This window comes from Kitasatospora sp. NPDC058048 (genome assembly GCF_042885555.1).
GTDB lineage: Bacteria > Actinomycetota > Actinomycetes > Streptomycetales > Streptomycetaceae > Kitasatospora > Kitasatospora lactacystinica.
The window spans coordinates 1-16,392 of sequence record NZ_JBHVRT010000076.1 but is presented as its reverse complement, the minus strand read 5'-3'; the positions used below and the strand labels follow the sequence as shown (position 1 = coordinate 16,392).

The window sequence follows — 16,392 nt, the reverse complement described above, 5'->3', positions numbered from 1 at the left end:
GGCCGGACGGCCGGTCAGCGCGCGAGCAGCACGACCAGGAGGACGAGGGGTGCGAACATGCCGAGCAGGTAGACGAAGCGCATGAGGGTTCCTTCAGCTGATGAGGGCGAGGAGCAGGACGGCGAGCAGGGCGGGTACGGCCAGGGCGACGGAGCGCGGGATGTTGATGCAGTGCTGGAGGCGGTCGATCTCGTCGCTAATGGCCTCGCACTCGGCCGCGAGGCGGTGGTGCGCGCGGTTGCCGGGCGGGATGTTGGCGAGGGTCAGGCTGCGCTCGTGGAGGAGCCGGCGCTGGGCGGCGATCCGTTCGTCGCGCTCGATGGCGATCAAGGGCGGGTTTCCTTCCGTACGGGATCGGCGGTGAGGGTGGTGCGGGAGGATGGGGGCGGGCCGGTGGCGAGACCGGCCCGCCGGCGTCGTGCTTGAGCGCTCGGTTACGCAGAGCGAACGGCCGGGGCGAGCGCGGGCTCCGCCTTCTCGACGTCTGCGCGCAGCCGCTGGCAGGTTGAGCGCGTGGTCTTCTCGTCGCCGGTGATCAGACGCTTGGCGGTGAGCGCGGCGTGGATCTCGGAGACGAGCGGGCGGCGGTCGAGAGTGGTGTAGAGCTGGCGGACGGTCGCGCGGCGGGCGTAGGTGAGCGCGGGTCCGGACAGGGTCTCCGTCGGGTGCGCGTCGGTGTCCTGCGGGTGAGTGCCGGTGAGTGCGCGGTGAGCGCTGCTGGTCCCGCCACCTGCGGTGATCTCGCGCTCAGGTGAGCGTGGGACGTAGACGCTCTGCGCGGGAATCAGTTCGCTGTGGGCGGTGGGCAGGGGCTGGCCGCCGTGCGACAGGCGCGGGGCGGGACCGTCGTGGGCGCCGTCCGGCTGCCCGGCGGGCCCGGCCGGTCCGGCGGCGGCAGTGGCGGGTTCGCCGTGAGCGCCCTTGGCGTGGTCGATGATCTCGTGCACGCGCCAGATGGCGATCGGGACGACCGTGGCGAGCGGGATCGCCATCCACCCCTGCAGCCGCCACTGTCCGTCAGCATTCTTCTCGACGCCGAGGACGTGCAGGTCGGTCAGGATCGCGGCGATCTGGCACAGCACCATCACGGCGAGCGCGATCCGCATCTCCCGCTGGAGCTTGCTGCGGGTCGCGGCGACCACCCATCCGTCCAGGCAGACCGCGAGCAGCCAGGCCAGCGCGGAGTGCATGCCGGCGGTGACGGCCAGGGCGTGCTCCTTGTAGGAGGTGTACGCCAGGCCGGCCCCGAGCACGGCCCGGGTCAGCAGGAACGGCACCAGGCGGGCCCGGTTCGCCGCCGCCCGGCGCAGCGTCCGGCGCCACCAGCGCTGCTGCCGCTGGGCCCGGCGCTGATCCAGCTGCTCCTGCTCGGCGCGCAGGGCGGCGACCTGCTCCTGCGTCTCGGCGAGTTCGGCCAGCGCGGTGGCGGTGACCTGCTCGGCGTCCCGGCGCGCGGCCACCAGCAGGCGCTGGGCGTCGGCCTCGGCCTTGCCGCGGACGGAGCCGGCCTGCCGCAGCTGCTCCCCGGCCCGCTGGCGGGCCTGCTCGATCTGCGCCTGGGCGTCGTCCTGGAGCTCCTGGGCCTCGGACAGGCCGCGCCGGCGCAGCTCGGCGGCCTGCCGTCCGGCCTCCTCGCGCAGCTCCGCCGCCTCGGCCTCGGCGTCCTCGCGGATCCGGTCGGCGGCCGCGGCGGCCTCATCCCGGGCGGTGTCCGCCTCGGTGAGGGCGGCCTCGGCGAGGCGGGCGGCCCGCTCCTCGGCCTCGGTGCGCAGCTGCTCGGCCTCCGTCTCGGCGGTGGCGAGGATGTCGCGGGCGGTGGCGGCGGCCCGGGTGCGAATCGCCTCGGCCTCGGTAGCGGCGTGGGTGAGGGTGCGGTCGGCCGCCGTGGCGGCGTCGCACTGCACCGTGGCGGCCCGTTCCCGGGCGCCGGTCAGCTCCTGCTCGCCCTCGGCCCGGTCGGCGGCGCTGCGGACCCGGGCGGCCTCCAGTTCCTCGCGGGCCAGCGCCGCCTGGTCCCGGGCGTCGGCGAGGTCGGCGGCGGCCCGGCCGCGCGTGCGCTCGGCCTCCCGGTCGGCCTCGGCGAGCACCTTCGCGGCCTGTTCCTCGGCCGCCCCGGTGATCCCGGCCGCCACGGCCTGGGCCCGCTCCTCGGCGTCGGCGACGATCTGGTCCGCCTCCTCCTGGGCCTGGACACGGATGGCGGCGGCGCGCTGCTCGGCGTCCGCCAGCAGCGCCGAGGCCCGCTCGGTGGCCTGCTCCAGCAGCCGGTCGGCCGCCGCGTGGGCGTCGGCGTCGGCCTCTTCACGCCGCTCGCGGGCGTGCTGGACGGCCTCCTCGCGGATCAGCTCGGCCTGGTCGGTGGCCATGTCGAGGATCCGCCGGACCGTCTGCTCGGCACGCTGCGTGACCGTCTCGGCCTCGGCGGCGGCCTCCGCGCGCAGCTGCTCGGCCTCGGCCGTCCACTGCTCGGCGGTCGCCAGGTGGCGGTCGGCGGTGACGGCGGCCCGGGCGAGGACGGCGAGCGCCTGGTCCTCGGCGAGGGCCAGGACGTCGGCGGCGCGGTCGGCGGCGTCGGCCAGGAGCGGGTCGGCGGCCGACCGGGATGTGAAGGCCGCAGGGACCTCGGCCGGGGTGTCGGCGGAGGGCTGCGGGCGGGCCGCGGGCACCTTCACGGGGGCCTTGGGGTCGGTCTTCTTGGCGGGGGTGCGGGTGCGGCGGGTGGTGGTGCGGGCCGGGGTCATGGCCGGGGACTCCTGTCCTGAGCGGTGACGGTGCGTGGTGGCTGTGGCGGCCGGAGCGGGTCACGGCGCCGCGGGGATGGCGAGGGGGTGGCAACGGCCCCGATCAGGGGTGTCGGGGCCGTTTCGGGGGGTGCGGGGAATCTGATCCGTCTGATCTGTTTTCGCAGCTCACGATCCGTTTCCTGATCCGTCGCCGATCCGTCGCTGATCTGTCGCGGGGACGGATCAGGACGGATCGGCGACGGATCGCGGACGGATCAGGCGACGGATCGCGGGAGGCCGCTGCTGGTGACGTTGCGTGTCATTCCGGCAGGCCCTCGAAGGCGGCCTCGACATCGGCGCGCCAGGTTCCGGAGGGCGGGTTGTCCTTGTTCAGGTCGGTCCGGCGGACCGTCTTGAGCGGAGGAAGGCCGGCCTTCTTGAGGTCCCTGGCGATCTTCTTCTTGACCTCCCGGCGGCGGTGCTCCGGCTCGCTGTCGTCCCACTGCCGCCACTCGTCTCCGGTGGTGGCGAGGTGGTCCAGGATCTGGTCGGTGAGGAGGAAGTCCGGGTCGCCGTGCTTCTCGAACGCGGCCCGGATCGCCATCAGCACCTCCGGGAGCTCCTGCTCGTCGCCCTTCTCGGTGGGCTCCGGGGTGATGGTGACGGCGCCGGCGGCGAGCCGTTCCTGTGTACGGAGAGTGGCGGTCGGGGCGTCGAGGTGGGTGGCCTTGCGCAGGATCGGGTCGCGCAGGCCGGGGGCGACGATGTAGAAGCAGCCGGCGTCGGCGGGGTCCCAGTCGCCGGGGGAGGGGACGAGGCGGTGTGGCATCCAGCCCTCGTTGACCGCGGTGTCCGAGCCGACGACCAGGGGGACGTCGGCTTTGCGGGAGGGCAGCATGATCCGGATGCCGAAGGTGTCGGCGATGGCGTCGCCGACGACGTCGCTGGTGGCGTCCTGGGACAGCAGGACCACCGTGACGCGGGCCTTGCGGCCGATCCGGCTCAGCAGGATCACCTTGGCCTTCTGCTCCTTCGTCAGCTGCGGGTGCTCGTCGACGATCGCGAACACGGCCGGCGCGTCGTCGGTGACCTGCCAGTTGTCGACGTCGTCGCCCATCCGCTCGGTGCGGATCTTCGCCTCGCGGATCGCCCAGTCCAGGACGTCGTCGATGCGCTCCTCGTCGTAGGCGGTCATCGCGGCCAGGCGGCGCAGCGGGCCGAAGCCGCGGCGGGTGGGGTCGATGTCGAGGGCGATGGCGTCGGTGCAGCTGGTGATGTAGTCGACGAGGTTGCGGACGATCTGGGATTTGCCGCCGCCGGAGACAGCGATGACCATGACGTTCTGCCCGGCCAGGGTGACCTGGGTGGGGGTGGCGTCCATGGAGGGGCCGAGCGAGAACGGCTTGAGGATGCTGTTGGAGCGTGGCGGGTAGTGCGGGTGCGGGGGCATCGGGTCGAACGGGTCGCCGGTGAGAACGCGCAGCACGACGGAGCCGGCGGCGGCTTTCTGCGGCTGGGCCATCACTCCGCCCTCGCGGACGCCGAGCAGCACTTCGAGGTCGGCGAGTTTGGCGACCAGGCCGGAGGGGCGGCCCTTGGTGAGGTGGGCGACGGCGCGCCAGCCCCACCGCTCCTGGGTCACGTCGGTGACCTCGCCGACCGCCAGGCCCTCGGCGCGCAGCGCGAGGTGGATGCACTCGCCGGCCTGCTGCACGTTCTGGACCCGGCGGATCGGGTACGGGTCGCCGCTCGGCGGCGCCGGCGCCGCCGAGGCGGTGCCGGCGGCGGCCGCGCCGGTGCCGGTCGCCTGGTTCCCGGTGGCCTGCTGCCCGGGCAGGGCGATCACCTCGGCGCCGGCGGGCAGCTCGTAGGCGAGGTCGGGGTCGGCGCGGCGGCCGGAGCGCCACAGGGGAATGAGGCCCTTGCCCCAGGCGGCCAACACCACCGCCGCACCGGTGACCGCGCACTCCACCACGAGCGTGTGCAGGCCGCCGACCAGGCCGGGCAGGCCGTAGGTGCCCAGCACGGTGAGCGCCAGGCGGACGCGGCGCCGGTGGGACATGCGCCTCCGGTGGTCGCCGATCTCCCTGAGGGTCACGGGGGCGTGCCCGGTGTAGGTGAGGGCCAGCACGGCCGCGGCCTTCTGCTCCCACTGGGCGGCGGCGGTGCGGGCGGCGAGCTCGGCCTTTTTGGCCGCGGTGTGGCCGGCCGGGGTGACGTCCTGGGCCTGGGCCGCGGCCGCCGAGGCGGTGGCGGCGGCCAGCTCCTGGGCGGCGCGCCCGGCCAGGGCGGTGTGCTCCGCGCCGCGGCCCGCCTCCCACACCTGGTGGCGGGCGTTGAGGATGTGCAGGGCCACCGCCCGGTCGCTCAGGTGGTCCTCGGTGACGAACAGCCAGTCGGAGCGCTCGGCGGCCAGGACGCGCAGGCCGGCCGGGAGGTGCCCGACCTGGCGGCGCCACCACGGGCGCGGCCCGGCCGGGTCCGGCTCGGCCGGGCGCGGGCCCGGGTCGTCGTCGTCCAGCAGCTCGCCTTCGAGGATCTCCTCCTCGACCGGCTCCAGGCGCAGGTCGATACTCACGGGCAGGTCCCCCTTCTTTGTCTTTCCGGTTCGGGTCTCAGCGGCTGGAGGCGACGTGATTCAGGGCGTCCAGGACGACCTGACCGCCCTTGGAGAGGGCCTCGTTGGCGTAGTAGGTGACCAGCGGGATCGCGGCCAGCGAGGCTCCGTTGACGAAGCCGAGCCTCACCTTCCACTTGTCCAGACCGCTGGCGGTGGTGCCCGGGGTCCGCGCACCCGCGCCCGCCGCGCCCTTGGCGGACTTGCGGGCGCCGGCCAGCACGACGGCGACGACGAACAGGAGCAGCGCGCCGCCGCCGCCGACCGGTACCGGGGTCGCGCCCTGGAACTGGGCGGTGGAGGCGGCGCCGGTGCTGGACCACAGGGACAGCTGGCCGCCCCAGGCGGAGGCCTTGTAGCCGAGCCAGCCCAGGCCGCCGAGGATGCCGCCGGCGCACAGCCCGCACAGCACGCCGAAACCGGTGCCGATGGCGTAGGGGAAGAGGCTGGCGTGGTCCGCGCCGGCGCCGGCGGCGCGCCCGTAGACCCCGCCGCCCTTGCCGCCGACCTTCGGCAGCGGGATGCCGTAGGTACGGGCGAGCTGCCAGCCCGTCAGGCCGAAAACAGCGGCGTAGGTGCCGAGGGTGACGTCCATGATCAGTGTCCTCCGGTGAACGCGGTGGTGAGCCAGGTGATGGCATCGGTGACAGCCGGCAGCGACAGGCAGCCGGACAGGATGGGAATCCACACCGCCGTGCGGCGCAGCAGCGAGACCTCGGCCCGCTGCGCGCCGACGAGCGGCAGGGCGATCGCGGCCAGCTCGACGGCGGCGGTGGTGGCGGTGTTCGCGTGGAGAGCGGCGCAGCCGTAGTAGGCGGCGCCGGCCAGGGTCAGGGAGCGCAGGGCGGGTTTGCCGCCCCACAGGATCGCGATGGCGGCGGCGGCGTCGGCGCCGTAGGAATTGGTGATGATCGGCAGGTTGTGGTGGAGGAGCCAGGCGGGGACGGCGGCCAGGGCGGCGGCGGTGGCGTTGGCGCCCAGCTGCATCCAGGAGAAATCCCAGAAGGGCTCGGGCGGCGCGGGCGGGGCGACCACCATGACCGGGACCGGTTGCGGGGCCACGACCTCGACCGGCACCACCGAGCCCGGGTCGGGGTAGCTGTACTGCGGCGGGATCGGCACGTGCGGGGGCGGGGCCTGGTAGTGGGCGGCCGCCGCGGCTGCTGCGGCGGCCGCGTAGTGCGCCCAGTCCGGCTCGGCGACCGGCGGGGCGGGCGGCGGGGGCGGGGTGTGGGTCCGCTGTCCCCCGTGCGGCGGCTGCCCGGCCCCGCCGGCGGGCGGTGTGTCGTCCTCGACGATCTCGGCGTCGATGATCTCCATACCGCCCGCGCCGCCCGGCCCGGCGGCGGCGAACAGGTTGAAGGACGTTTCGGTGGTGGTGTCAGACATCGCTGCCCGCCGCCCTGCGGATCCGCTCGGCCATGAACGCGGCCGGGTCCGTCGCGGCCGCGCTCCAGCGGCCGAGCGTGGCGTCGGCCTCCTCGGCCGGGACCGGGGCCGAGGTCTGGGCCTTCGCGCGGTGCTGCTTGAGGGCCCAGAGCAGCAGCGCCAGGACCGGAACGGCCGTGGCACCGACGAAGAAGTAGAGGATCAGGTGCTGCATGTGCTTCCCCCCTTTTTGGGAGTCGACGGGTGGGCGGCCGGGGACGGGGCGGGGTCAGTGGCCGAGCTCGGCGGGGTCGGCGCCGTCGCGGATCGCGGCGGCCTGGGCGCGCAGGTCGGCGGCCCGGCCGCTGAGGGTCCGGGCGCAGGCCGCGGCCTGCTCGCGCTCGGCGGGCTCGGCGGTGAGGTCGGCGGCGACGGCGCGGCCGCTGGCGGCGGCGGCCGAGTCGTTGACGGCGGCCAGGTCGAGGTTCGCGGCGAGCTCGGCTCGGGCGGCGCGGGTCCAGCGCATGGCGGTGTCCTCTCGGGTTCGGGTGGTGGCCGGCATGGCCAGGTGGTGCAGGGAGTTCCGTCCGGGCGCGACGGGTCAGCGGCGGCGGTGGAGCCAGCGGAGGCGGTCGGCGTTGCCGTCGTCGGCGGCGAGGACCTTGCCGACGTAGTCGCTGATCTCCTCGCCGCGGGCGTCGCGGCCCCGGGTGGTCAGCGCGGCGGCGGCGGTCCCGGTGCGGAAGGCCTCGGCGGCCTCCTGGTCGCCGCCGGCGACGGCGGCCTTGATGTCACGGGTGAACCCGCGCTGGCCCGCGATCTCGGTCACGGTGTCGGCGGCGGCCTTGCGCAGACGATCGAACATGCGTCCTCTCCGTTCTGGTGGTGGAGGGGACCCGGGTGGTCCCGGGACTCCCCTGGCCGGTGCGGACGCCGAGCGGGCGGCCGAACCGGTCAGGGCAGCTCCGGGCGCGGGCGGCCCGTGCCCGGCCGTCGGCCCCGCAAGTGCGGGCCGACGGCCGGGCGACGGGGGCCAGTGGCGGATCAGCGGGCCTGCGGGCCCCGACCAGTGCCAGGCCCGACGGGGGCGGTCTCGTCGTCGAGGACGAGGTTGTTCAGCACGCCGGCCTGGAGGACCAGGCCAGCGACCTGGGCGCCGGTGATGCTGTTGACGACGGTGCCCAGGTCGCCGGGGAGGGCGGTGCCGCCCGGGGCCTGGATGACGGTGCCGTGGATGACGGCGTCGGGCCCGATGCGGTTGGCGATGACCATGTGCTCCTCCTGACGGATGTCGAACTCCCGGGCCGGTTCGGCGCCGGGAGGAGGCTTTGTACGGGTGGCCGCGGACCTGACGGCCCGGTGCGCGCCGCATCAGCGGTGCGCACCGGCCGAGCTGGTGGCGACGGGGGCACTCGCGGCCTGGCCGGCCGTTCGGAGCGCCGGGGTGCAGCGGCGGTTTCTCGGTGGTGCGGGGTGCGTGACGGCCGGGCCCTCGAAGGAGGGCGGGTCGGCCGCTTACCGCCCGGCTGGGTGCCGGGGCGGAAGCGCCTGGATTGAGCGGGGCGGCGGTGTCCCCGTGCCGAAGGTGCTGCGGAAGCAGTCGAGTGGTGCACCCCGGGGCGGCGTCACGCTCGCAGGCCTCGGGGCCGTTCTCTGAGTGGTTCTCAGTTGGCTCGCTGTGGAGTTGTGAAGTAGGCGGGCACTTCCCTGGCCTGGCCCCCTCGGGCCGGACTTCCGGGTGCGTCGTGGTGGTGCGTCGGGTGCTGGGCCCTGGCGGGCCCGCCGCACCACTCCCGGCGCCGTTCCGGCATGGGCATGCCAGGACGGTTCCGAGAGGCAGGCGGCGGGATGCCGTGCTGCATAGAGAGGAGAGAGGAGGAGGGGCTACTTGCCGGAGCCGGAACCGCCGGCCTTCGCCGCGTCGCGGCGGGCCTGGTCCTCGCGCATCCGGCGCAGGGCCTCGTCGGCCTGGTTGGAGAGGATCACCGGCCGGCTCCCTTCGGGGCGGCGGGCGGGGTCTTCGGCGGGGTGGGGGTACCGCCGCCGGCGTAGCTGCGGCAGATGGGGGCGATCGTCACCGCGCACCCCCGTCGTCGTGCAGGTCGCAGGACCGGCCGAACCCGTCGGCGCTGTTCACGGTTCGGGGAGCGAGGACCGGTCGGCCATTGGCGCGGGCCTCGTCGTAGTCCGAACCGGCCCACACGCGGCCGTCGGCGGCGACGTGGTCGGGCGTGTCCGTACGGGTGGCGGGCCGGGACTCGGAGGAGCGGCGGGAGAACAGGGCCATCAGGACCGACCCCCCGCCTGCTGCGCCATCTGCTCGCGCAGCCGGTCCGCCTCCTGGCGGGCCCGCTCCGCGGCCGCCATGGCCTCCTGCGCGGCGCGCAGGCGCTCCGCGTTCAGCGCATCCAGGGCGGCGGCCTGCGCCGCGTCGGGCTGCGACATCGTCAGCACCCCGCCATCTGCGGCTGCGCGCCGCCGAGGAGCCGGGTGATGGCGTTCTGGACGAACCAGCTGAGGTGGGCCCAGCTGGTACGGCCGGCCTTGGCGAGGTGCTCCTCGGCCTGCCGCCAGACGTCGGCGACGAGCGCCGACACCGCGGTCTCGTCGGCCGTCGGGGCGACGGCCGCGAGGTCGCGGGCGATGAGGGACCGGACCCGGCCCTCGTACTGGATCTGCAGCGGGGCGCTGCGGTGGGCGGCGATGGCGTCCACGATGCTGTGGGCGCTGAGCGCCTGGGGGTGGAGCGTCAGGGTGGCCCCGGTGCTCCCAATCGGGCCCTGGTGCGCAATGCTGGTCATACGGATCACTCCCTTGACGAGTCGGTCCGAGGAACAGCCCTGACGAGCTTGCCGGCGGTCAGGGCTGCTTCCTTTCTTGAAGGATCAGAGTTGCCCCTGACCTTTCTCGAAAGGTTGCTGCGAGAAGAAGACTGACACACCGTCGACCGACGCGCAAGCACCTTTCATGAAAGGTCTTGCCTTCGTTGCTCCGAGGTGAAAAGGTTCAACCATGAGCACACGAGACCCCCGGCCTACGCAGGGGTTGATCGCCGAGCTGACGGAGGCAATCTCCCGCGGCGACCAGCCGGGCCTGCGGCCGGGCGACCAGTTCCCTACGACCAGCGCTTTTGCTGTCCAGCACGGCGTCAGCCCTCAGACCGCCAGCAAAGTGATCCAGGCTTTGAAGGCCGGCGGACTCCTCTCCGGAGCCGCTGGCGGCAAGACGTGGGTCCGTGTCCCGCCCGTCATGTCGAAGCGCGACACCAAGCGCTACCTGGACGAGAAGGGACGCGCGAAACTGGCAGACGCAGGCGAGCGCGGCGCGCTGGGTGTGAGCGAGTACGACACCGGCATCACGGTCGACGCACTGCACCACAACGGTGTCAGGGTCGACGTGGTGATGCCTCCCGAGGACGTCGCCTCTGCCCTGGATCTCATCCCTGGTGAGAAGGTGCGGCGGGTTATTTACGAGCGCCGCCACCAGGAGAAGGCTGGCCTGAGCCGGTCGACCGCCTATGTGCCATACGAGCTGATCAAGGACAACCCTGACCTGCTCAACCCTGCCTTGCTGGCCCGCTGGCCCGGCGGCCTGATGAACGAGCTCTGGACCATCGGGATCGAGGTCGGGGAGATCGTGGACCACGTCACCGTCGCCATGCCGACGGCTGAAGAGGCCCGCGACTACGACATCCCGCCGGGTGTGCCCTTGATCCACATCAAGAAGGTCACGTACGACACGACCGGCCGACCGGTGGAGGTGGCCTTCATCCCGCTGCCCGGTGACCGTGTCGAGATGGTGTTCCGCACCGCCCTGCCGAGGTGGTCGCAGTGACGATCATCAGCGTGATCACCCCCGTCTACGACGGCGGCCACCGCTTCCTCAGCGAAGCGTACGACTCGCTGACCGCACAGGATCTGCCCGAAGGGTGGACCTGGCAGTGGGTCGTCCAGGAGGACGGGGAGACCGGGGTACCGGGCGCTGCCCTGCCTGATGACCCGAGGATCTCGTACGGCACGGGCCGTCGCGGCGGCGCGGCAATGGCGCGCACCATGGCGCTGGCTCGGGTGACGGGCTCGCTGGTGCGTGCGCTCGACGCCGACGACATGCTTCCCGCTGGTGCGCTGCGCCGGGGCATCGAAGCCCTAACCGAGCACCCTGAAATCGGCTGGGCCGTCTCGTCGGCGCTTGATCTGCTGCCCGACGGCTCCCTGCGCGGGTCAACCATCGACCCACCAGCCGGCCCTTTGCCCCCCGGGCTGCTCGCTGATAGCTACCGGGCCGGCCAGTTCGCCGTGATGGGTACGACGTTGACCGTCCACGCCGATCTGCTGCACGCCGTCGGCGGCTGGCCCGCCGTCCCGGCCTCCGAGGACGCGGCCCTGCTCGTGCTGCTGGAGGCTGTTGCCCCCGGCTGGATGATCGCCGAACCGGGTGAGATCTACCGCAAGCACAACGGCCAGGTGACCGCCCAGGCCGCGCACTGGCAGGAGGCCGAGCGCGACGCGCTCGCGGCCGTCCTACTCACCCGACTCGATGTCCTGCGCCGCGCCGGCTGGCGCTGGACCCCCACCACCGAACCGAAGGTATGCCTGTGACCGAGCGTCTGATCTCCATCGTCACCCCCGTCTACGGACCGAGCGTCAGGTTCCTTCCGGAGGCGTACAAGTCGCTGCTCGACCAGGACCTGCCCGACGGCTGGACCTGGGAGTGGCTCGTCCAAGAAGACGGCGACGACGTCGGAGCATCTGGCTACCTGCCGGCCGACGACCCGCGCATCCGGATCTCGACCTCGCGGAGGGGCGGACCGCAGGTTGCTCGCACCATGGCCTTCGGTCGCTCGCGCGGCTCTGTGATCAAGGTCGCCGACGCTGACGACCTGCTTCCGGCGGGCACTCTGCACCGCGACATCACGGTCCTGACGGAGCACCCGGAAGTCGGCTGGACCACCTCCCGAGTGCTCGACCTCCTGGAGGATGGCAGCACCCGCGGCTTCGACATGGACCCGCCCGAGGGCGTACTCACCAGCGGCTCCGTCTTGGAGCACTGGAAGCAGCACCGTCGCGCCCAGGTCCACCCCGCTAGCCTCTGCGCCCGCCGAGAGCTGGTGGCGCTGCTCGGCGGCTGGCTCGCTCTGCCGGCATCCGGCGACACCGGCCTCCTGCTCGGCTTGGACGCTCTGAGCAACGGGTGGTTCATCCCGGAGGTCGGCATGATGTACCGACTGCATGAGCACCAGATCACCCGGCACCCGCACCACTCGACCGGCGAGGAGTGGGAGGCCCGGATGAACGTGATGCGAGAGCGCGCCGAAGCCTTGCATACCTGGGTCAAGCGCTCCTAAGAACCGAGACCTCTATCCACAGGCGGGCCGCTCCACGCTGGCACCTGGCGGACACGCCCGGCGCCATCACCCATGAGTGGAGGGTCCTGCCTGGGGTCTAGGCTCGCGGCGTTGCCATATGCCGCAACTGAACAGAGAAAGCAAAAGCGGCCCCCTCCGCCAAGAGAAATGGGCCGCTTCCACCGCGTATAGCTGTTGTCGATCCGACGGTACCAGTCGTACCCGGCTCCCGGCGAGAGACACCTGTCTCCTCGCCCGGCCGGGCGATCGCCTGGTGCCGTGGGACTGGCAACAGCGGGAAGAGAGCACTCGTTGCACCGCCCCGTCCTCCGGCCCCGCCGTGCCTTTCCGGCCACGCCGCCCACCCGTGACGCACGTCACCTCTTCTCGGGTCACACCGCCCCCGGTTCTCCGGCCTCTATGGGCATGACCCTGCACACCCATGCCCAGATCCGCCCCACTCACCGTCCGGTCGCCCAGGCCGGGCCGGTCCTGGTGCCCGTCGCCGGATCGGAGGCGGTGAAGTGAGCGAGAGGCGGTTCTCGATCGCGGCCGTCGTGCCGGACGTCAACATCCGGGCGGAGACCTTCTACCAGCACGGCCTGGACCAGATCGACATCCTGGTGTACATCCACCTGCGCTTCAAGCCGCACGGCTCCGAGTTCACCTCGGACTCGCTGACGGCCGAGCTCCAGCTCTTGGGCTGGCGCGGCGGCAACCACCAGCTGATCTCGAAGCGCACGGTGACCGCGTCGCTGCGCCGGCTGGCCGGGGCGATGTACATCCGCAAGAAGCAGCAGCACGCCTCCGGCGGACAGTTCGGCGCGGTGTCGTACGAGTTCTTCCCGGTCCAGCAGCATGGCGACCCGGGATCGGCAAAACCGCAGGTCGCACCGTTCGTGGAGCCCGCCGCCGCCGATGCGGCTACGTTGCCCACCCAGGCGAGTAATGAAATGGTAAAACCGCAGGTCGCACCGCGTGACGGCGATGCCCGCATGCGGGCGACATCGTTGGACGGCGAGAACACAAAACCGCAGGTCGGACCGCATGTCGGCGATGCCCGCATGCGGGCGACGGCGTCAGGCGGCGATGACCGCATGCGGGGGGTAAACCCGCAGGTCGCACCGCGTGTGGGCGTCGCCGACATGCGGTCCGCTCCCCCCACACCCCCGGTGGTGGTAGGTACTACCACCACCACCAACCTCCTCCAGGGCCGTGCCGCGCAACAGGCGGCGCAGCAACCGCGGCAGTCGAAGGGCAGGTTCGGGCGCAAGCAGCGGCCCGTCGATCCCGCGCTGGCCGAGGCCGAGGAGTTCCTCCAGCAGGTGCCCGGTGTGGGCCCGGACACCGCCGGGCGGCTCGCCGCGCAGCTGCTGGCCCGCGCGACCGAGCAGGGCTGGGCGCTGGGGCCGGAGCTGCTGGCCTGGCTGACCGACGACCGGAAGGGCGAGGTGCGGCGTTGGGCCAACGTGCTGCCCGCCCGGATCCGCGACCTGCCGCGCTACCGGCCGGGCCTGGTGCGCCTGCCCGGCCAGCCCGACGGACGGCCCGCCCCGCGAGCCGCCGTGGTGTCCGAGTGCCCCCGCTGCTACGGCTCCGGGATCGTCACCGACGACCAGGGCGTGCCCATGGCCCGGTGTGACTGTGCGACCCTCGCGGCCGTCCCAGCCGGCTGACCCTGCTTGACCACGACCCCGGAACGACAACGGGGCCGCCGGATTCCCTTGCCCAGGCCCGGCAGCCCCATGACCTCGAACAGGAGATCGTCATGACCCTACCCGGCCAGAAGTCCGCCGCCCCCGCGTTCAACGACGAGTCCGACTGGTCCAACGAAGACGGCCCCGATCCGGCGGCCGCCGACCCCCTGGACAACCAGCCGCACGACCTGACCGCAGAGCAGGAAGTCATCGGCGCGATGCTGACGTCGGCCGACGCGATCGCCACGGTGTCCCAGATCCTCAGGCCCCGGGACTACCACCGGCCGGCGCACGAGAAGCTCCACCGGGTCATCGTGGACATGTACGCATCGAACCGGCGCGTCACCCCGATCACGGTCGCCGACGAGCTTCGGGATCGCAAGATCGTCCTGCAGCGAAGCACCAACGACGCGTCGTACCTGCACGCCTGCGTGGCGGCGGTGACCACGGCAACCGGCGCCGAGGAGAGCGCCCACATCGTGCGCAAGCACGCCCGCCGCCGCGCGATCATCACCGAGACCCTGGCGGTCATGCAGGCCGGCCGCCACGGCGACCCCGCCAAGGTGATCGAGTCCGCCATGGCCGCGTTCCAGGCGCTGGCCACCGGCGTTGCCAACACCGAGGTGGAGAAGCTCTCCGTTGCCGACCGCCTGGAGGACTACCTCGACAAGAAGCAGCGCGGCGACAACAGCGAGATCATCGCCTCCCCTTGGCCGGACCTGAACGAGGTCCTCAAGGTCAAGCCCGGCATGTTCGGCACCGTCGGCGCCGCGACCAGCGGCGGAAAGTCCCTGTTCGCGCAGACCTGGGCGAACTACGTCGCCCTCAAGCTCGACAAGCCGGTGCTCTTCGGCTCGCTGGAGATGACCGGCGAGGAACTCATGGACCGCATGGTCGCCGACCAGGCCAGCGTGCTCCTCCACCGGCTCGCCGAGGGCGGCGACGCCCTCACCGATGACGACTGGTTCCGGATCAGCCAGCAAGCGGACGTGTTGGGCCGGGCGCACAACTTCGTGCTCGACGACACCGCAAACCTGACCCTGTCCCGCCTGCGGGCCCGGATCCGGCAGATGGACGCCCAGGGCAGGAAGCCGGCCCTGGTCGTCGTCGACTACCTCCAGCTGATGCCCGCCGACGAGGGTCAGGCCTCCCCGGTCCGCGCCCAGGAAGTCGCTGCGATCAGCCGCGGGCTCAAGCTCCTCGCCATGGAGTTCGACACCGCCGTCATCGCCCTCGCCCAGTTCAACCGCGAGGCGAAGAACCGCCGCCCCCAGGCGACGGACTTTAAGGAGTCCTCGGCGATCGAGCAGGACTCCAACTTCATCATCCTGCTGCACACCGAACTGGACGAGGAGAACCAGCCGGTGAGGCCCGGCGAGGTCGAGGTGATCCTGGCCAAGAACCGCAACGGGGTGAAGAACAGGATTCTGCCGATGGCGATGCTCGGGCACTACGGGCGTATCGCTCAGATGCCCAAGGACCTGTAAAAGGCCGTGGCGGCCCCGTGGCGGCCCTAGCCCGTCCTGTAAGTCCATTCCCCCATCTGAAGCCATGATCGCCCCGTAGAAGGCGATCTACGGGCATCGCCCGGCCGGTGCCGACCGCGCCCGGTCGGGCGACCCTCCCACCCCGAGAGGAAAACCAGCTATGAGCAGCGTCAACGTGCAGATGGACTCGCTCCAGGTCGCCGCGACCGGCCTGATCACCGACTTCGGTGACCTCGTCGTCCGCGGCTACCTCAAGGACCACCCCGACATCGTCGCCCACCGCCTGGGCCTGGTCGCCGAGCTGGTCGCCAAGGTCCAGGCCGCCGTCGACGCCGAGAGGGCCGGCGGCCAGTGGCCGGCGCTCCAGGTCGACCCGGCCGACGGCCACGACGAGGACACCGCCTTCTACTGCGAGCACGAGTGCAACTGCGAGTACTGCTTCCACAGCGGCGGTACCGAAGCGCTGATCGACGACACCCCGGTCGCCGTCGCACCGTAGCCCTGACCGAGTCACCACGAGATGCAGGCCCCCGGCCGGCCCTGCCAGCGGGGGCCTGCACCGTCACGCCGAGAGGCCGCGGACTCGACGGCCCCTGGTTGGTGCCCGGCCTCAGCGGCCGACCGGTGAACCGGTGCGCAACCGAGACGGCCGGGCGCCTCGCCGCCCGTCTCGGGGCTGGTTCGGGGAGGGGGGAATCCGGTGGGCGCAAACGGTCCTGCCCGCAGTTGTCGTCGAGCGGCTGTCGGGCCTCGCGCGCGAAGCCACCTGTGGATGGCCTTCGGCGTCCGGGAGGGCGCGTCTACTTCTCTATCAACTGCTCTTAATGGGGTCCGCCTGATGCGGCCACCCCCGTCCGCGTGGTGCGGCCACCCCGGCGTGCGAAGGCCAGGGGGAGACCCCCGTCCGGCCGGTGAACAGACCCCCTCGTCAACGGGTGCGCTTTGCGCTGCCTCGATCCGGTGAATGTGCGCCTTAATGTGCGATCCAGAAGTGACTTTCAAGCTAGGGTGTGTGGTGTGGAGGTGAGGTGTCGATGAGTGAGGACCTGTTCGCGTCGATTGACGCGCTGCTGGCCCGGCCGAAGCCGGTGGAAGACCTGCCGGTCCCGGCCGAGCGGGAGCGGCTGCGCAAGGCCGGCGACTACACCCAGGAGGA

Annotated in this window: 18 protein-coding genes; 6 read left to right on the top strand and 12 right to left on the bottom strand. The window is 72.6% G+C overall.

Annotation, left to right across the window (positions count from 1 at the left end; all coding sequences use genetic code 11):
- Positions 1–93: 93 nt before the first annotated feature.
- From ACFVVA_RS41155 to ACFVVA_RS41100, 12 genes are all read right to left on the bottom strand, one after another.
- A complete protein-coding gene (locus ACFVVA_RS41155; protein ID WP_387695819.1) occupies positions 94–330 on the bottom strand; it encodes a hypothetical protein in 237 nt (78 codons plus the stop codon).
- Between the two features lie 104 nt (positions 331–434).
- A complete protein-coding gene (locus ACFVVA_RS41150) occupies positions 435–2,741 on the bottom strand; it encodes a hypothetical protein (RefSeq protein WP_387695818.1) in 2,307 nt (768 codons plus the stop codon).
- A 301-nt stretch (positions 2,742–3,042) separates the two neighbouring features.
- Positions 3,043–5,301: a hypothetical protein gene (locus tag ACFVVA_RS41145; RefSeq protein ID WP_387695817.1), complete on the bottom strand. Its 2,259-nt coding sequence runs from the start codon at positions 5,299–5,301 to the stop codon at positions 3,043–3,045.
- A gap of 37 nt (positions 5,302–5,338) precedes the next feature.
- Positions 5,339–5,935: a hypothetical protein gene (locus ACFVVA_RS41140; RefSeq protein WP_387319882.1), complete on the bottom strand. Its 597-nt coding sequence runs from the start codon at positions 5,933–5,935 to the stop codon at positions 5,339–5,341.
- Between the two features lie 2 nt (positions 5,936–5,937).
- Positions 5,938–6,729 carry a hypothetical protein gene (locus ACFVVA_RS41135; protein WP_387695816.1) on the bottom strand — a complete coding sequence of 264 codons (792 nt, stop codon included), beginning with the start codon at positions 6,727–6,729 and terminating at the stop codon, positions 5,938–5,940.
- Positions 6,722–6,943, bottom strand: coding sequence for a hypothetical protein (locus ACFVVA_RS41130; RefSeq protein WP_387695815.1), 222 nt, complete (start codon positions 6,941–6,943; stop codon positions 6,722–6,724). The genes ACFVVA_RS41135 and ACFVVA_RS41130 overlap by 8 nt, the downstream gene beginning before the upstream one ends.
- A 54-nt stretch (positions 6,944–6,997) precedes the next feature.
- The gene (locus ACFVVA_RS41125) at positions 6,998–7,234 is read right to left on the bottom strand and encodes a hypothetical protein (protein WP_387695813.1); all 237 of its coding nucleotides are present in this window, start codon (positions 7,232–7,234) and stop codon (positions 6,998–7,000) included.
- 75 nt (positions 7,235–7,309) lie between these two features.
- Positions 7,310–7,573, bottom strand: coding sequence for a hypothetical protein (locus ACFVVA_RS41120; RefSeq protein ID WP_387695812.1), 264 nt, complete (start codon positions 7,571–7,573; stop codon positions 7,310–7,312).
- A gap of 179 nt (positions 7,574–7,752) precedes the next feature.
- Positions 7,753–7,980 carry a hypothetical protein gene (locus ACFVVA_RS41115; RefSeq protein ID WP_387695811.1) on the bottom strand — a complete coding sequence of 76 codons (228 nt, stop codon included), beginning with the start codon at positions 7,978–7,980 and terminating at the stop codon, positions 7,753–7,755.
- 802 nt (positions 7,981–8,782) lie between these two features.
- A complete protein-coding gene (locus ACFVVA_RS41110) occupies positions 8,783–8,995 on the bottom strand; it encodes a hypothetical protein (RefSeq protein WP_387695809.1) in 213 nt (70 codons plus the stop codon).
- Positions 8,995–9,153 carry a hypothetical protein gene (locus tag ACFVVA_RS41105; protein WP_387695808.1) on the bottom strand — a complete coding sequence of 53 codons (159 nt, stop codon included), beginning with the start codon at positions 9,151–9,153 and terminating at the stop codon, positions 8,995–8,997. The genes ACFVVA_RS41110 and ACFVVA_RS41105 overlap by 1 nt, the downstream gene beginning before the upstream one ends.
- 2 nt (positions 9,154–9,155) lie before the next feature.
- Complete coding sequence (locus ACFVVA_RS41100) at positions 9,156–9,509, bottom strand: hypothetical protein (protein WP_387695807.1); 354 nt, start codon at positions 9,507–9,509, stop codon at positions 9,156–9,158.
- Positions 9,510–9,720: 211 nt separating this feature from the next.
- Between ACFVVA_RS41100 and ACFVVA_RS41095 the strand changes: the two genes are divergently transcribed.
- From ACFVVA_RS41095 to ACFVVA_RS41070, 6 genes are all read left to right on the top strand, one after another.
- Positions 9,721–10,542, top strand: a complete 822-nt coding sequence (locus tag ACFVVA_RS41095; RefSeq protein ID WP_387695806.1) for a GntR family transcriptional regulator — start codon at positions 9,721–9,723, stop codon at positions 10,540–10,542.
- A complete protein-coding gene (locus ACFVVA_RS41090) occupies positions 10,539–11,306 on the top strand; it encodes a glycosyltransferase family 2 protein (RefSeq protein WP_387695805.1) in 768 nt (255 codons plus the stop codon). Before ACFVVA_RS41095 ends, ACFVVA_RS41090 begins: the two co-directional genes overlap by 4 nt.
- Positions 11,297–12,052: a glycosyltransferase family 2 protein gene (locus tag ACFVVA_RS41085; protein WP_387695804.1), complete on the top strand. Its 756-nt coding sequence runs from the start codon at positions 11,297–11,299 to the stop codon at positions 12,050–12,052. The genes ACFVVA_RS41090 and ACFVVA_RS41085 overlap by 10 nt, the downstream gene beginning before the upstream one ends.
- 524 nt (positions 12,053–12,576) lie before the next feature.
- A complete protein-coding gene (locus tag ACFVVA_RS41080; RefSeq protein WP_387695803.1) occupies positions 12,577–13,728 on the top strand; it encodes a hypothetical protein in 1,152 nt (383 codons plus the stop codon).
- Between the two features lie 92 nt (positions 13,729–13,820).
- Positions 13,821–15,236: a replicative DNA helicase gene (locus ACFVVA_RS41075; RefSeq protein WP_387695802.1), complete on the top strand. Its 1,416-nt coding sequence runs from the start codon at positions 13,821–13,823 to the stop codon at positions 15,234–15,236.
- 160 nt (positions 15,237–15,396) lie between these two features.
- On the top strand, positions 15,397–15,735 hold the full coding sequence (locus tag ACFVVA_RS41070; protein ID WP_387695801.1) for a hypothetical protein: 339 nt from the start codon (positions 15,397–15,399) through the stop codon (positions 15,733–15,735).
- Positions 15,736–16,392: the final 657 nt, after the last annotated feature.

What these genes read in the sequence shown, in the direction of transcription:
- ACFVVA_RS41085 (WP_387695804.1), top strand. Translation starts at nt 11,297, where the DNA reads ATGCCTGTGACCGAGCGTCTGATCTCCATCGTCACCCCCGTCTACGGA.
- ACFVVA_RS41110 (WP_387695809.1), bottom strand. Translation starts at nt 8,995, where the DNA reads ATGGCCCTGTTCTCCCGCCGCTCCTCCGAGTCCCGGCCCGCCACCCGT.
- ACFVVA_RS41130 (WP_387695815.1), bottom strand. Translation starts at nt 6,943, where the DNA reads ATGCAGCACCTGATCCTCTACTTCTTCGTCGGTGCCACGGCCGTTCCG.
- ACFVVA_RS41075 (WP_387695802.1), top strand. Translation starts at nt 13,821, where the DNA reads ATGACCCTACCCGGCCAGAAGTCCGCCGCCCCCGCGTTCAACGACGAG.
- ACFVVA_RS41140 (WP_387319882.1), bottom strand. Translation starts at nt 5,935, where the DNA reads ATGGACGTCACCCTCGGCACCTACGCCGCTGTTTTCGGCCTGACGGGC.
- ACFVVA_RS41135 (WP_387695816.1), bottom strand. Translation starts at nt 6,729, where the DNA reads ATGTCTGACACCACCACCGAAACGTCCTTCAACCTGTTCGCCGCCGCC.
- ACFVVA_RS41105 (WP_387695808.1), bottom strand. Translation starts at nt 9,153, where the DNA reads ATGTCGCAGCCCGACGCGGCGCAGGCCGCCGCCCTGGATGCGCTGAAC.
- ACFVVA_RS41150 (WP_387695818.1), bottom strand. Translation starts at nt 2,741, where the DNA reads ATGACCCCGGCCCGCACCACCACCCGCCGCACCCGCACCCCCGCCAAG.
- ACFVVA_RS41115 (WP_387695811.1), bottom strand. Translation starts at nt 7,980, where the DNA reads ATGGTCATCGCCAACCGCATCGGGCCCGACGCCGTCATCCACGGCACC.
- ACFVVA_RS41100 (WP_387695807.1), bottom strand. Translation starts at nt 9,509, where the DNA reads ATGACCAGCATTGCGCACCAGGGCCCGATTGGGAGCACCGGGGCCACC.
- ACFVVA_RS41095 (WP_387695806.1), top strand. Translation starts at nt 9,721, where the DNA reads ATGAGCACACGAGACCCCCGGCCTACGCAGGGGTTGATCGCCGAGCTG.
- ACFVVA_RS41070 (WP_387695801.1), top strand. Translation starts at nt 15,397, where the DNA reads ATGAGCAGCGTCAACGTGCAGATGGACTCGCTCCAGGTCGCCGCGACC.
- ACFVVA_RS41125 (WP_387695813.1), bottom strand. Translation starts at nt 7,234, where the DNA reads ATGCGCTGGACCCGCGCCGCCCGAGCCGAGCTCGCCGCGAACCTCGAC.
- ACFVVA_RS41120 (WP_387695812.1), bottom strand. Translation starts at nt 7,573, where the DNA reads ATGTTCGATCGTCTGCGCAAGGCCGCCGCCGACACCGTGACCGAGATC.